This window comes from Glutamicibacter bergerei (genome assembly GCF_054495185.1).
On record NZ_CM137131.1, the window covers coordinates 3494775 to 3509791 of the forward strand.

14 protein-coding genes are annotated in these 15017 nt (G+C 56.8%); 3 read left to right on the top strand and 11 right to left on the bottom strand.

The window, feature by feature from the left end:
* Positions 1-3: 3 nt before the first annotated feature.
* From ACX5K5_RS16100 to ACX5K5_RS16115, 4 genes are all read right to left on the bottom strand, one after another.
* Positions 4-837, bottom strand: a complete 834-nt coding sequence (locus tag ACX5K5_RS16100; RefSeq protein WP_346059787.1) for a bifunctional allantoicase/(S)-ureidoglycine aminohydrolase — start codon at positions 835-837, stop codon at positions 4-6.
* 10 nt (positions 838-847) lie between these two features.
* The gene (locus ACX5K5_RS16105; RefSeq protein ID WP_346059788.1) at positions 848-2101 is read right to left on the bottom strand and encodes a DUF6986 family protein; all 1254 of its coding nucleotides are present in this window, start codon (positions 2099-2101) and stop codon (positions 848-850) included.
* Entirely contained in the window at positions 2098-3729 is a 1632-nt protein-coding gene (gene aceB, locus ACX5K5_RS16110) for a malate synthase A (protein ID WP_459174814.1), read from the bottom strand. The genes ACX5K5_RS16105 and aceB overlap by 4 nt, the downstream gene beginning before the upstream one ends.
* A gap of 64 nt (positions 3730-3793) precedes the next feature.
* Positions 3794-3979, bottom strand: a complete 186-nt coding sequence (locus tag ACX5K5_RS16115) for a hypothetical protein (protein ID WP_188683814.1) — start codon at positions 3977-3979, stop codon at positions 3794-3796.
* Between the two features lie 211 nt (positions 3980-4190).
* Here ACX5K5_RS16115 and ACX5K5_RS16120 point away from each other — a divergent pair, with 211 nt between their 5' ends.
* Positions 4191-4961: an IclR family transcriptional regulator gene (locus ACX5K5_RS16120; RefSeq protein ID WP_188683816.1), complete on the top strand. Its 771-nt coding sequence runs from the start codon at positions 4191-4193 to the stop codon at positions 4959-4961.
* A gap of 245 nt (positions 4962-5206) precedes the next feature.
* Positions 5207-6241, top strand: a complete 1035-nt coding sequence (locus ACX5K5_RS16125; protein ID WP_459174815.1) for an aldo/keto reductase — start codon at positions 5207-5209, stop codon at positions 6239-6241.
* 24 nt (positions 6242-6265) lie between these two features.
* Here ACX5K5_RS16125 and ACX5K5_RS16130 read toward each other — a convergent pair whose 3' ends face one another.
* Positions 6266-6850, bottom strand: coding sequence for a TetR family transcriptional regulator (locus tag ACX5K5_RS16130; RefSeq protein ID WP_188683820.1), 585 nt, complete (start codon positions 6848-6850; stop codon positions 6266-6268).
* Between the two features lie 231 nt (positions 6851-7081).
* On the opposite strand from ACX5K5_RS16130, the gene ACX5K5_RS16135 reads away from it, so the two are divergent.
* Positions 7082-7876, top strand: a complete 795-nt coding sequence (locus ACX5K5_RS16135; RefSeq protein WP_188683822.1) for a carbon-nitrogen hydrolase family protein — start codon at positions 7082-7084, stop codon at positions 7874-7876.
* Here ACX5K5_RS16135 and galE read toward each other — a convergent pair.
* The 6 genes from galE to mmsA all read right to left on the bottom strand — a co-directional run bounded on the left by galE (position 7873) and on the right by mmsA (position 14966).
* Positions 7873-8850: a UDP-glucose 4-epimerase GalE gene (gene galE, locus ACX5K5_RS16140; protein WP_188683824.1), complete on the bottom strand. Its 978-nt coding sequence runs from the start codon at positions 8848-8850 to the stop codon at positions 7873-7875. The two genes, ACX5K5_RS16135 and galE, sit on opposite strands and share 4 nt — an antisense overlap.
* Positions 8847-10025: a galactokinase gene (galK, locus tag ACX5K5_RS16145; protein WP_459174816.1), complete on the bottom strand. Its 1179-nt coding sequence runs from the start codon at positions 10023-10025 to the stop codon at positions 8847-8849. Before galK ends, galE begins: the two co-directional genes overlap by 4 nt.
* Positions 10022-11149: a galactose-1-phosphate uridylyltransferase gene (galT, locus tag ACX5K5_RS16150; protein WP_459174817.1), complete on the bottom strand. Its 1128-nt coding sequence runs from the start codon at positions 11147-11149 to the stop codon at positions 10022-10024. The genes galK and galT overlap by 4 nt, the downstream gene beginning before the upstream one ends.
* Before the next feature lie 55 nt (positions 11150-11204).
* On the bottom strand, positions 11205-12143 hold the full coding sequence (locus ACX5K5_RS16155) for an aldose 1-epimerase family protein (protein ID WP_459174818.1): 939 nt from the start codon (positions 12141-12143) through the stop codon (positions 11205-11207).
* Positions 12144-12249: 106 nt separating this feature from the next.
* Complete coding sequence (gene mmsB / locus ACX5K5_RS16160; protein ID WP_096255211.1) at positions 12250-13431, bottom strand: multiple monosaccharide ABC transporter permease; 1182 nt, start codon at positions 13429-13431, stop codon at positions 12250-12252.
* Positions 13428-14966, bottom strand: coding sequence for a multiple monosaccharide ABC transporter ATP-binding protein (gene mmsA / locus ACX5K5_RS16165; protein ID WP_188684095.1), 1539 nt, complete (start codon positions 14964-14966; stop codon positions 13428-13430). Before mmsA ends, mmsB begins: the two co-directional genes overlap by 4 nt.
* Positions 14967-15017 lie beyond the last annotated feature (51 nt).

The window sequence follows — 15017 nt, forward strand, 5'->3', positions numbered from 1 at the left end:
AGCTTACAAAGCGACCTGACGGTTCTGATCCTTGTACAACAGATAGCGGAAGTTACTCGGTCCCCCGGCATAACAAGCCTGCGGGCAGAAAGCGCGCAGTGACATGTAGTCTCCCGCCTCCACCTCGACCCAGTCACCGTTCAGCCGGTAGACGCCCTTGCCTTCGAGCACATACAGGCCATGTTCCATCACGTGAGTCTCCGCGAAGGGAATCGAGGCTCCCGGCTCAAAGGTCACGATATTCACGCCAAAGTCGAAGGCGATATCGTTCGGATCAAGCATTCGTGTGGTCCGCCATTTGCCTTCGGTGCCAGGCATTTCCCCTGGTTCCACGTCGCGTTCGTTGCCCACTACCGGACCCGGGGCGGCAATACCTGCCACCGGTTCATAACGTTTGCGGATCCAGTGGAAGTTCGCCACCTCGGCGCCGTCGTTGCGGGCAGACCAGGTAGATCCTGCCGGAAGATAGGCATAACCGCCCTCGCTCAGCACATGCTCAGCACCCTCAATCACCAGACTCAGTTCCCCGCCGAGAACAAAGATAAATCCCGAAACTTCGGCCTGTGGTTCCGGCTTGGAAGCGGCTCCTCCGGGGGAAACTTCAAGGATTGACTGCGAGAAAGTAGTGGCGCCTCCGGCTATCGGACGGTTGAGCACCCAGGCACGGGTGTTGCTCCACTCGGGGAACACACTGGTGACGATGTCACGCAGCACGCCCTTAGGAATGACGGTGTAGGCCTCGGTCACTATAGCGCGATCGGTCAAGAGTTCGGTTTGTGGCGGGTGGCCACCGAAATTCGTGTAATACGGTGCTTTGTGTGTGGCTGCTGCGGTCATGATTTTCCTCCTAGGCATGTGTTCGGTTTAAGGCGATGGACTCAAGCTCAGCAGCCGAGATCTGGGCAAGTTCTTGGACTTCCTCCACGGTCACCGCGCCGCAGCTTAGTCCGCGGTGGATATAGCGGGCCAGCGCCCTGGCGGTGGCAGGTTCATCCATGATCGTCGAGTCAATCTGGTGTACGTAGTTGCGCAGTCGTGTGGCCGCGGCAGTCAATCCTTCGCGGAAGAACGCGAAGGTCGCTAGGTAACGGGTAGGCAGGTGATTGGCGTGCATATCCCAGCCCTGATAAATTCCGCGTTCCAGGTGACGACGCACCAACCGAGCGTGCAAGGCCCAGGCGGCGGTGATATTCTCCGGGTCTCCTGCGGGGATGATATTGGTGGACCCGTCTGAAAGTTCTACCCCGGTGCCGGCAACGGCGACCTGCATGACGTCCTTGGCGAAGTCCGCGACCGGGTGTTCCATTGACTGGTAGGCGGCGGCTACCGACAGCGACGCCGAGTAATCATAAGTTCCGTAGTGCAGGGAGCAGACTCTGCCCTTACCTGCATGGATCAACTGGGCTACCGGGTGGGTTCCATCCGCGGCAATAATTGCCTGCGGGGTTTCCACCTGCACCTCAAAGCGGATCCGTCCGGCATCCAAACCGTGGTTTTCTTCAAGCTTTTCAGCGAGGAATACCATCGCCTCAACTTGCGCGACCGTACTGACCTTAGGCAAGGTCAAGCGTAATCCTGCCGGCAACTCACCATTGGCTAGAAGCCGAGATATAAACAAGTCAAGGGTGCGAATGCCGCGGGCCCGTGTGGGTGCTTCGAAGCATTTAAAACGAATACCGATGCAGGCAGGCGCTTGCCCGGCGGCCACGGCGGCGGATACCGAGTCGGCGGCGGCAAGTGCGTGCGCGTCCTCCTCGGCATCCGGCCTGTTGCCGTAACCATCTTCAAAGTCGAGGCGTAAATCTTCGATGGGTTCAACCTCTAGCTTGGCCGCTACCAGGGCGCCGAGCTTCTCTGGCTGCGCGTAACCTAACCGAGTGGCTAGTTCTCGCAACCCCGCAGCTCCCCCGGCAGCCGTGAGCGCATTAGCTCCCCACTGCGCGGCAAGTTCACCGGTGAAACGATCCCCTGGCACGTACACGGTGTGCACCGGCTGACGGGCGCCACTATCGCCTGGATAGTTCTCACGCAATAGCTTGTCGGTGTCGGCGAGCCGTGCTTCCACGGCCGCTAGGGTTGACTCATCGAAGAGATTATTCATGCTTTGGTCACGAATTCCTTATCCAATAGTTCGTAGGCTGGAGTGGTCAAGAAGTCGGCGAAGTCCTCGTCCTTACCGCTGGTCAGCTGCGCAATGAGCTCTGCTGCCGGCTGGTAGTAGGCGGCGAACTGTTCTTCGTTATTCACTTCCGAACGCAGGCGTTCAACTTCTTCATCCAAGATGCTGGAGACCAGCTGCGCGGTGATGGTATTACCGGTATCAGCGGCAACAACCTTGTTGCGGATCTGTTGCCAAATTTGTGAGCGGGAAATTTCTGCGGTGGCGGCGTCTTCCATCAGGTTGTGGATGGCGACCGCACCATTGCCCGAAAGCCACACGGCGACGTAGTTCACCGCGACGTAAAGGTTTGCGCGCACGCCTGCCTCGGTGACATCTCCTGGTGCACTGGCGATGTCTAGGAGCTGGGCTGCAGTTACTTCAACTTCTGGGCGCTGACGATCGATCTGGTTTGGCTTATCTCCGAGTACCGAATCGAAGATTTCCTTGCAGATATCCACCAAATCTGGGTGGGCCACCCAAGAGCCATCAAATCCGTCATTGGCCTCGCGAGTCTTATCCTCACGGACCTTCGCGAAGGCTGCGGCGGTGACTTCTGGTTCGCGGCGGTTCGGGATGAAGGCTGCCATGCCGCCCATGGCGAAGGCACCACGCTTGTGGCAGGTCTTGACCAGCAGTTCGGTGTAAGCGCGCATCATTGGCGCGGTCATCGAGACCGCGGAGCGGTCAGGCATGATGAATGCTTCGCCGGCTTCACGGAAGGTCTTGATAATCGAGAACAGGTAGTCCCAGCGCCCGGCGTTCAGTCCCGAAACGTGGTCGCGTAGTTCGTAGAGGAATTCTTCCATCTGGAATGCTGCCGGGATGGTTTCAATGAGCATCGTGGCACGCACGGTACCGTAATCAATGCCGAGCTGTTCCTGAGCGAAGGTGAAGACCTCATTCCACAGGCGTACCTCCAGGTAGTGCTCCATCTTTGGCAGGTAGTAGAACGGGCCTTGGCCGGACTCGGCGAGCACCTTGGCGTTGTGGAAGAAGTGCAGACCGAAGTCCACCAGTGCGCCGATGGCTGGCTTGCCGTTGATCAGCACGTTATTTTCTGGCAGGTGCCAGCCGCGTGGGCGCACTACCACTACTGCGCGTGGGGCGTCGTTGCGCAGTGCGTAGGACTTGCCGCTTTTCTCATCGGTGAATGCAAGGGTGCCACGGGCGGCGGCTGACAGGTTAGCGATCGCATCAATGACATTTGACCAGTTGGGGGTGGAAGCATCTTCCAAGTCGGCCAACCAGACTTTCGCACCAGAGTTCAGTGCGTTGATGGCCATCTTGGCCGGGGACGCCGGGCCGGTGATTTCCACACGGCGGTCACGTAACGCTTCCGGCGCTTCGGCAACTTTCCAGTCTCCGGTGCGCACGTGCTCTGTCTCGGGATCAAAGTCGATGGCGCGTGCATCGGAGAACTGCTGGCGGCGCTCACCGCGTGCATTCAACAGGTCGTTGCGGGTATCCGCGAACTTTTCATGCAGCTTCTCAATGAAGGCTAACGCCTCGATGCTGAGAATTTCTTCCGCGCCGTTTACCTCTGGGATACGTGGGATTGAGATGGTCATGGTGCTCCTTAACCTGTTGGTGTCGTGTTCCGGCGACATTTTCTACTGGTGGATTCTTTCGCCCCTAGAGACGGATGAACCCGAAATTTTGCTCTTGCGGTGCAACCCGCGCGGTACTGAGCATGGAGTCGGGTATGGCGTGATGTGCGACGAGCGTCCGGACGGTGGCGGTCAATAGCTTCGTTGCTAAATTCGAGGCTGAAATTTGCACTCGAATCATCAATGACTGCTCTAAGTTGAAGACTGTCATTCCGCCCCTCCTCCAAAAGTTTCCGTATAGTGGATACTATTATCTATAAAATGAAATTGCAAGAGATTTTTGTCTGCCACTTCACATAAATCAATCCAGTTTTTTCGGATCGTGGAATGTTTTGCCGTTTTAGCGGTAATCTAAAGGGAAAGATTTCGCATTGCAGAAGTTCGCGGATCGCAACGGTACATCTAGTTACTAGGAGCAAGACATGACACAGACCCCAACGAAAGCAACCAGTGGAGTCCAGTCGGTCGAACGCGCCTTTGAACTACTAGAGGTTATTGCCCGCGCCGGAGGAGAAGCAGCATTGAGCGAGCTAGCGCTCGAGTCTCCGTTGCCGCTACCCACGATTCACCGCTTATTGCGGACTCTCGTCGGGGTCGGCTACGTTCGCCAGCTCCCCAACCGCCGCTATTCGCTTGGCCCACGCTTGATCCGCCTAGGCGAAGTCGCCAATCGGCAGCTTGGCGCGCTAGCTTCGCCGGTCTTGAAGGAACTTGTAGGGAAACTGGGCGAATCGGCAAATATTGCAGTACTCGATGGCGACATGGTCACCTACATTGCCCAAGCACAGTCCCCTCACTCGATGCGCATGATCACCGAAGTTGGTCGCCGCGCCATGTTGCACAACTCGGGTGTCGGCAAAGCGGTACTCTCCGTACTTGATGACGAACGCGTACAGCGCCTAGTCTCACAATCGGGCATGCCACCAAAAACTCCAAAGACCATTACCACGCTCGGCAAGCTGTTCACCGATGTGGAGGCCACCCGCGAACGGGGCTACGCAATGGATGACGAAGAGCAGGAATTAGGAGTTCGCTGTATTGCTGTTCCGGTCCCCGGAGCTCCAACACCGATGGCGATCTCTGTCTCCGGGCCCGTAACCCGTGTCAATCAGGAATTTATCGAGCAAGCAGTTCCTGAATTACATCAGGCAGCTGCGGAGCTCGGCCGTCAGCTCATTGCTGTCTCTGATTAACTGATCTGGCGGCGCTCGAGTAGGCAAAAAATTCCTAGGATTTTGCACCTACCGTTTGCCACTTTGCGCTGACGCTAAATCTGCGCTGATCAAAATTCCTAGCAAATACTGGGGTCCGTTGCCCTCATTTGAAGAGCACTGGTTCAGCTTTCAGCTGTCGACATATTGCGCATTACTTCTTGCCGGGCACCACCCCTTCGCCGGTAGTCTCGGCACAGGGAACTGACGGCAACCAGAGGAACACCATGACGCAGGATCAACGAACCCTTTCCAGCATCAATCTCGGCCAGGGACTGCAAGTATCTGAACAAGGCCTCGGATGCATGTCGGTCAGCGGCGTCTACGGTTCAGCCGACGATGCCGAATCTGTGCGAATGGTCAATCATGCGTTGGATATCGGCGTCACTTTCCTGGACACCGCAAACATCTACGGTGCGGGACATAGCGAAACGCTGCTTTCTCAGGTGCTCAAAACACGCCGAGACGAGGTCACCCTCGCGACCAAAGCAGGTATTGTTCGGCCCAAGAACCCCGGAGATCCACGAGCAAATGGCGATCCTGCATTTATCAAAAAATGCTTGGATGAGAGCCTGCAACGCCTAGGTGTTGACGAAGTTGACCTGTACTACTACCACCGGGTGGACAGCCGCGTTCCTATCGAGGAAACCGTAGGCGCCTACGCCGAGCTAATACAGGCCGGGAAGATCAAGCACATCGGCCTGTCCGAGGTCACGACCTACGAACTAGAGCGTGCGCATCAGGTTCACCCCATCACCGCCATACAAATGGAATACTCGCTATTTAGTCGTGATATCGAAAAGTGGTTATTGCCCACCGCAAGTCAACTAGGAGTCGGCGTTGTTCCCTACGCCTCTCTCGGACGCGGATTCTTTAACGGTGCTGCCGAATCCTTGGAGCAACTACCAAGAGACGATATTCGACATAATTTCCCACGCTTTGCTACGGAAAACATCGGCCCTAACCTCACGCTTCGCAACGAAATCTTCACCATTGCACGCAATGAAAAGATCACCCCGGGGCAACTAGCACTGGCCTGGGTCTATGAGCAGGGACGTAAGTTTAATGTCGCCATGGCACCAATTCCCGGCACTCGCTACACCTCGCACGTGGACGAGAACGTCACCGCGATTTCCCTGAAACTCAGCACTCAAGCTCTGCAGGACTTGGACGCACTGGCAGGCCGAGTCGCCGGCGAACGCCAGAAAGACATTTACTCGGTGTCTAAAGGGCGCGAAGAACAACAAATGAGCACACGCTAAACGCTAGCTTCCGTTCGACCTCAACTAACGCGGAGTATCAAGCATGGCCGCATAGTCGAAAGACTCATCGAGGGCATCTCGAAAGGAGATGTCCTCGCTTTCTAGCCAGCGCACCAAGGCATGCTCATGCAATGTCAGTGCGATAACCGTTGCAGTTCGGGCTAACCGTAGATTTTCACAGTGTTCATTCAGTGCCTCGGCCAGAGACTTTTCCGTCTCGCTGCGTTGCATGGACCAAGCTGCGCGCAAGGAAGGCGAAGAAAGCACCAGCTGCGTACGGCCACGAACCGCCGACGCATCCGCCTCAACGGCGATGACCGAAGCTTCAAAACAGCGCCGAAGCATTTCAAGAATGCTTTCGCCACTGCGCGGTTCTAGCTTCTCCATCACAGACGCTAAATCGGTGCCCACAGCATGCACGGCAGTAACCACGGCTTCTTCTTTGGATGAGAAATATCTGAAGAAAGTTGCCCGGGAAATACCTGCTTCTTTGGCTGCCTGTTCTGCGGTGACAGTCTCAATTCCCTGTTCAGCAAACAGTGGATACATCTGCAGCGCAAGCTCGGAGCGCATTTTGGCTCGGACCCTGGTACGCATGCTTACGCTCATGACAATAACTCTACTCTGAGATTCTTGACCAACAATGAGACTGCGTCTCACAGTTTTTTGTGTCGTTTTATCCCGAAATCTCGGGATTCTCCGGTTCAAGAGCTCATGTCATCAGAAAATTCCGGGGTGACGTGGCGCAGTCGGGATTGCCAGTGCTCAAGATCCTTCCGTAGAGTCAGAAGCAGCAGGTACGCATTGCCAGAACACCTCAGGGAAGGGAAACTGCCTAAGATGAAAATCGCCATGGCACAGGTGCTTAGCACCGCCAATCCGATGCACAATCTCGCCATCATCCGCGACTACGCCAAACAGGCAGCCGCGCAAGATGCAAAATTGGTGATCTTCCCCGAGGCCATGCACATCTGCTTTGGCCATTCCTTAACGAAAATCGCCGAGCCGCTAGGTGGCCCTTGGGCCACGCTCGTCAAACAGCTCGCCCGAGATATCGGAATCAACGTTGTTGTAGGAATGTTCACCCCCGGCACCGCAGGGCACGTACGCAATACGCTTTTGGTCACCGGACCCGACGTAGAAACCCACTACGACAAGATTCATCTCTACGACGCATTCGGTTTCTCCGAGTCGGACACGGTGACCCCCGGTGAGCGCCCGGTGCAGTTTGTTATCGATGAGGTCACCTTCGGGTTGGCGACCTGTTATGACATCCGCTTCCCGCAGCTTTTCACGCATCATGCCAGACAGGGAGCACTGGTTAACCTCGTCTCAGCTTCCTGGGGTGCTGGAGCACGCAAAGTCGAGCAGTGGACCTCGTTGGCCCAAGCACGTGCTTTGGACTCGACCACCTTTGTGCTCGCGGTGGATCAAGCAGACCCGCTGAGTATGGGACACGAACCAAAGGGCAGCGCTCCGCTTGGGGTAGGCCACTCCATCGCGGTAGGACCGTTGGGCGAGGTACTCGCCCAAGCCGGTCCGGCTCCAGAACTTTTGGTAGTGGAGCTGGACCTGACCGAAGTGGTAACCGCTCGTGAACAGCTACCGGTTTTGGACAACGCCGTAGATCTTTAGGCTTCCTTGGCGGGAGTCAACGCTTGTGAGGCCCGGTACGCGCTATCAACCATCTGACCCAAGCTATGACGCATGGCCCAACCTAAATCGCGGGCAGCTAACTGTCCGTCGGCAACGATCCGAGCAGGATCTCCGGGGCGTCGCGGTTCAAGTAACGGCTGGAACTGGTTCCCGGTCACCCGCGCTACAGCATCCATGATTTCCCGTACGGAAACACCATCACCTGAGCCAAGGTTGTACACCGGCTCCAACTCTTGGCCCGCTTCGAGCTTTTTAGCGGCTTCCACGTGGGCTAGCGCTAGGTCTGCCACGTGTACGTAGTCGCGCACGCAGGTGCCGTCGGTGGTGTCGTAGTCGGTACCGAAGATTTTTGGTGTGGCACCTGAGTTTAGCGCTGCGAATACCAGTGGGAACAGATTGTGCGGGCTCGCGTCATAGAGCTCTTCGGAGCCAGAACCCACCACATTAAAGTAGCGCAGACTGGTGTGCTTGAGCCCGGCGGCAATCCCCTGGTCACGAATCAGCCATTCACCGATGAGTTTGCTCTGCCCATAGGGCGACTCCGGTTCGGTGGCGGTCTGTTCGGTAACCAGTGCAACGCTCGGTGTTCCATAAACTGCAGCGGAGGATGAGAAGACCATGTTGTTTACTCCCGCCTGCTGCATTGCTTCGAGGAGTCGGGCGGTCCCGGTGACGTTCTGCTCAAAGGTGAGTAACGGGAACTTCACTGATTCTCCCGCGTACTTGTAGCCAGCCAAGTGGATGACCCCGGTAATTGAATGCGCGTCCATAATGCGTACCAGTTCTTCGCGGTCCAGCACGCTCGCCTCGTAGAACGGCACATGCGCAGGCGCAAAGGAGCGGATTCCACTGCTCATGGAATCCACGATGACTGGTGCAAGCCCTGCCTCATCGAGGCAACGCACCACATGGGATCCGATATATCCGGCACCGCCGGTGACTAACCAACTCATAAACTTCCTGCACCTTCATCTGCAATGACCGTGAATATTGAGGGACTGCGGTATCCGGCCCGAGCAAAAGCATCTGTGATGGTTTCGCTCACCAAGTTGATCTTATCTTCGGAAATCAACGCGATGGCGCTACCACCGAACCCGCCACCGGTCATCCGCGCTCCCAGCGCCCCGGCGCCCTGCGCAATACTGACCGCAAGATCAAGTTCGGGGCAGGAAATTTCATAATCATCACGCATCGAAACATGGGAGGCGTTGAGCAATTGGCCTACGGCGTTCATGTCTGACGCCCGTAGTGCTTTAACCGTGTGCAGTACCCGCTGATTTTCGGTGACGATATGTGTGGCTCGGCGCCGTACCAACGGATCAAGATTTTCTAGCTGTCCAACATCTTGAATATCTCGCAGGGATTCAACACCCAGCTCGCTGGCCGCTTGTTCGCAGCTGGCCCGGCGTGCACCGTAGCCACCGTCAGAATTTGAGTGTTCCACTCGGGTATCGATCACCAGCACCACTAACTGGTGTTCGTCCAACGGCAACGGAACGAGTTGTGAATCAAGGGTTCGGCAATCTAAGAACAGCGCATGTTCCGCCCCGGACATCAACGACGCACTTTGATCCATAATGCCCGTGGGTGCACCCACAAATTCGTTCTCGGCACGTTGAGTCAACCGTGCCATTTCTTTTTTATTAAGGCCCAACTCAAAGAGGTCGTTGAGTGCCACAATGGTTCCGACCTCAATGGCATGCGAGGAGGAAAGACCCGAACCTACCGGAACATTGGAATCAACCAATAGTTCAAATCCGTCCAGCTGAACCTGTGGCAGCTGATCCAAAACATAGGCAACCGCCGCCGGGTAGGCGGCCCAACCGGGCACCGTACCTGGTACTAGATTTTCGTGGAGAATCTCGGTGATTTCCACGGTGTCTTGGGCACCGTAGGTGGAGGCGAATTGGTAGCTTTGGGTTTTGTTCGCAGCTTTGCGTCGCACGGCTACCAGCGCGTTCTTGTCAATGGCGAAGGGCAGCACAAAACCAAGGTTGTAGTCGGTGTGTTCGCCGATGAGATTCACGCGTCCCGGCGCACGCCAGATTCCGTCAGGTGCCTGTCCAAAGGTGTCCATAAACTTTTGCTGCAACACTTGGGCGCGCTGCGCGGTAAAAGCGGTGTTCACAGTTTCACCTCGCGCAGGCGTGCCGCGGTCTGCTCGGCGGGCACGTCGTTGATGAACGCACCCATGGCTGCTTCGGAACCGGCAAGGAACTTGAGTTTATCTGCCGCCCGGCGCGGACTGGTCAGCTGTAGGTGCAGTCGGGAGGCCGCCCGGTCCTCAGCGTTCAGCGGTGCCTGATGCCAGGCAGCTATATAAGGTGTAGGGGTGTCATAAAGCGCGTCGAAACGGCGCATTAAATCTCGATACATGATGGCCAGCTCGGCTTTTTCTGCCTCATTCAGGGCAGCAAGATCCGGCACCTGACGATGCGGGACCAGATGCGCTTCTAACGGCCAACGCGACGCGTAGGGAACGAACACCGTGAAATGTTCGCCTCGGCCGACGATTCGCGAACCGTCGGCCAGTTCATCTTCCAGGATTTGGCCCATCAGGTTCTTACCAGTGCTCGCTAAGTGTTTGCGTGCTTGCTCGGCCATCTTCTGCGCGGTCGGTGTGACATAGGGGTAGGCGTAGATCTGCCCGTGCGGGTGATGCAAGGTCACCCCGATATCCTGTCCCCGATTTTCAAAAACAAAAACCTGTTTGATCCCGGCTTTAGCCGAGAGATCCTCGGTGCGTTGCGCCCATGCGTCGATGACCGTGCGCGCCCTGTCATCATCCAAGGAGGCGAAGGATCCGGCATGGTCCGAGGTGAAGACCACTACCTCGCAGCGACCCACCGCAGCTATGGCGCCAGTCGGTAGTTTGCTCGCGTCGGCGGGAGCCGAGATTTCTCCTAGGGCTGGGCCTAGGGAGGGGAAACGATTCTCGAAGACGACCACATCAAATTCGCTGGCCGGAATTTCGCTGTGCCGAGTTTTGGTACTTGGGCACAGCGGGCAGTCTTCCTTGGGTGGAAGGTAGGTGCGCGACTGACGGTGTGCCGCCACCGCCACCCAGTCCCCGGTCAACCGATCAAAACGTAATTCGCCAGGTTCCCCGCGAGGATCTAGCGCCCGCTGGTCGCTCACCTTCTCGGGAACGGTATGCCCGTGGTCGGCGAAGAAGATCGCTTCGCGGCCATCGGCCAGGTGGTGGGTGCGGTGTGCGGTGAGTGACCGATTGTGCTGTGTGCCCTGTGGCATTTGCTGCTCCAGTAGTGGATGGGTCCAGACGGTACAAAGACTGCTGGTGCGGGCTTTAGTTTGGTTCGATGGCGCCGATGACCCACGCGGCGTGATGGCTAGCTCCGGGAGCCAAGCTAATGACGTCGGTGCCATCGTTAAACGCTGCTGGTGGACAGCTCATGGGTTCTACGGCTAAGCCGGTACGGTTCAACGCAGGGTCTTGCTGATCCGCGGTATGCACCTGCACCCAGGGGCAGCTTTCATCAAAGCTGATGTAACTACCCACACCGTGCTGATCCGTGAGCTCAACGCGGTAGCCCTGTCCGCCTGCGCTCTGCAAGTCGGTATACGCGTGGTCGATAAAGGTGTCCCCCATGATTCGTGGGGAACTAAAATCAAGGTTCGTTTCCGCCACCGCCACCACGGCTTGCGGTAACAAGCGTTCGCCGCTGACCTGCTGAACTTGTTGCGCCGGAATACTTAGGGTCCAGTCATCCACGCGTTGACCGGGAGCCACCAAATAACAGTGGGATCCAAAGCCATAGGGAGCCTGAAGATCGCCTAAGTTTGTGGCGTTGATGGTGCTGCGTAGCCCGGAAGGCTCAAGCTGATAATTCACGCGCAGCAGTAAGGCAAAGGGATAACCTTCCTGCTTGGGGATCAGTACCTCTAGTTCCACCCGTTCGGCGCTTTGCTGCAGAATCGAGAAATCGGAGAGGTACACCAACCCGTGCAGTGCGTGTCCGCGAGTCACCTCGGTGAGAGGTAATTGATGCTCGGTGCCCTGCCAGCTGTAACGGCCATCGATCACCCGGTTTGGCCACGGGGCAAGCGTTGCGCCGGAGTACACCGGGCGTTGTGACTGCGGGTCAAAACTGCGCACCAACGGGCGCTGGCGATATTCCAGGCTCACCACGGTGGCTCCGATGGTAGCGATCTGCGCACTGTAGCCATGGGCTGCAAGGTTGATCAGCTGCCCATTTGCGGTGAGGTCCTTCAAATCCGCCTGCATATCTCTTCTTTCCTAGTTTTCGCTGTGCTCAAGACATAGCTGAACCCTCCCGCAGGTCCTTTGTCAGGCGTGAGCCAAGGCAAACCGGCAGGAGGGTCCAATGCGCTTAGCTGGCTTCGCCTGCGCGGCGCTTGTTGTAGATGTCAAAGGCGACGGCGAGCAAGAGCACTAGGCCCTTGACGATTTGCTGTGCCGAAGCACCCACGCCCATCAGCTGCATACCGTTGGACAGTACCGCCATCACCAAGCCACCAACGATGGCACCGGTTACACGGCCCACACCGCCGGTTGTTGAGGCGCCACCGATGAAACAGGCAGCAATGGCGTCGAGCTCAAACATGTTACCTGCACCGGGCTGCGCACCATTGGAGCGTGAAGAGAAGACCGCTCCGGCCACACCGGCGAGCATGCCCATGTTAATGAAGATCCAGAAGTTGACCTTCTTGACGTTGACGCCCGAAAGTCGTGCGGCAGACAGGTTGCCACCAATGGCGTAAATGTGGCGACCGAAGACGGTCCGTGTAGTCAACACGTGGTAGGCGATCACCAGTACGCCCAGAATCATCAGCACGATTGGCATACCGCGGCTGATGGAGATCTGCCAGAAGAACCAGAGAATCACGATCGCTGAAAGTGCGTTCTTGGCGATGAACATGGCCATCGACTCGACGTCCTGACCAAACTTCACCCGTCCACGACGAGTGCTGTACTGCGACCACACCAAACCTGCCACGGCCACTACGCCGATCAGCACGGTGAACATGTCAAAACCGTAACCGCCGAGCAAACCGTTCAGGAAGCCACCGGCCACCTGCTGGTATTCACCAGGGAATGGGGACAACGAGACATTGTTGAGCACTTCGTAGGTCAAACCACGGAACAGCAACATGCCGGCCAAGGTGACGATGAACGCCGGAATGCCCACATAGGCCACCCAGAATCCCTGCCACACACCGCACAAAGCACCCACGGCTACGGCCGCGAGAATACCAACCCACCAAGGAGCCCCGGTTTTAATCACCAATACTGCGGAGACCGCACCGGTTAAGGCGACCAGCGAACCTACCGACAGGTCAATATGTCCGGCGACAATGACCATAATCATGCCAAGCGCCAAGATCAGCACGTAAGAGTACTGCAAAATAATGTTTGTCAGGTTGATCGGGCTGAGCAGCAGCCCGTCGGTCATGATGGTAAACAGCACCACGATGAGCACGAAGGCAATATAGATGCCACTGGTGCGCAGGTTCTTGGTGAAAATGTCTTTCAGCTCGGTTTTCAGTGTCATCGGACGATTTCCTTCTCGATGGTCATAAGCTCCATGAGGCGTTCCTGGGTGGCTTCGCTTTTCGGGAGTTGGCCGGTCATCCGGCCATAAGCAAGGGTGTAGATACGGTCGCAGATACCCAACAGTTCGGGCAGTTCCGAGGAGATCACCAGCACCGCTTTACCGGAGGCAGCAAGCTCATTGATGATCGTGTAGATCTCGTACTTTGCGCCGACGTCGATACCGCGGGTTGGTTCATCTAAGATCAAAAGTTCCGGGGCAGTGTGCAACCACTTGCCCAGTACTACCTTCTGCTGGTTACCGCCGGAGAGGTTACCGGTTTTTGCCAGCACGCTCGGCGCCTTAATGCGCATGGATTTGCGGTAGTGCTCGGCAATCTGGATTTCCTTGTTGCCGTTGACAAACCCGCGCGAAGAGATCTTTCCGAGCCCGGCGGCGGTGGTGTTCACACGAATATCTTCGAGTAGGTTCAACCCGAATTTTTTGCGGTCCTCAGAAACGTAAGCGATGCCGGCCTTGATGGCCTTGCCTACGGTGGAGGTATCTACCGGGCGTCCGTCCATCAGCACGGTACCGGAAATGCCGCGTCCGTAGCTGTGTCCAAAGATGCTCATGGCAAGTTCGGTGCGTCCTGCGCCCATCAGCCCGGCAATGCCAACAATTTCTCCGGCGCGTACGTCTAGTGAGGCTTTATTGACCACTATGCGCTCATGCTGCGTGGGATGGTGCACCGACCAGTCGCGTACTTCGAAGACCACTTGACCAATATTCGGTTCCCGGTCTGGGTAACGCGCCGAGAGGGCGCGTCCCACCATGCCCTGGATGATCCGGCTCTGTGTGGATTTAGGGTCCGCCATGTCGAGGGACTCCACGGTCTGACCGTCACGGATAATCGTGGTGTTATTGGCGATATCTTCAATTTCGCCCAACTTATGCGAAATGATGATGCAGGTAATTCCCTGCTCACGTAGTTCGCGCAGCAGGTGAAGCAGATGTTCGGAATCGTCATCGTTCAAGGCTGCGGTTGGCTCATCAAGGATCAGTAGCTTCACGTCCTTGTTCAGCGCCTTGGCGATTTCCACCAGCTGCTGTTTGCCAACGCCGAGCTGTCCAACCGGGGTGACCGGAGACTCTGCCAAACCCACGCGGGCCAGTAACTTGGCGGCACGCTGGTTTGCTTCTTGCCAGTCGATCAGTCCGCGGCGCTTGGTCTCGTTGCCAAGGAACAGGTTCTCGGCCACCGACAGGTAGGGCACCAGAGCCAATTCTTGGTGAATGATCACGATGCCTTCGGCTTCGGAATCCTTGATGCTCGAAGCCTTAAGTTCTTGACCGTTGAACAGGATTTTTCCGTCGTAGCTACCGTGTGGATAGACGCCGGAGAGCACCTTCATAAGGGTTGATTTGCCGGCCCCGTTTTCGCCGCAGATGGCGTGGATTTCACCTTCCCTGACGGAAAGGTTTACTCCGTCTAAGGCTTTGACCCCGGGGAATGTCTTGGTGATGTCCTGCATCTGCAGGATGGTGCTGTCCATACTGGCGCCGTCCTTGTCGTGATCTGTGTACTGCATGCTGCGTGGTGACTG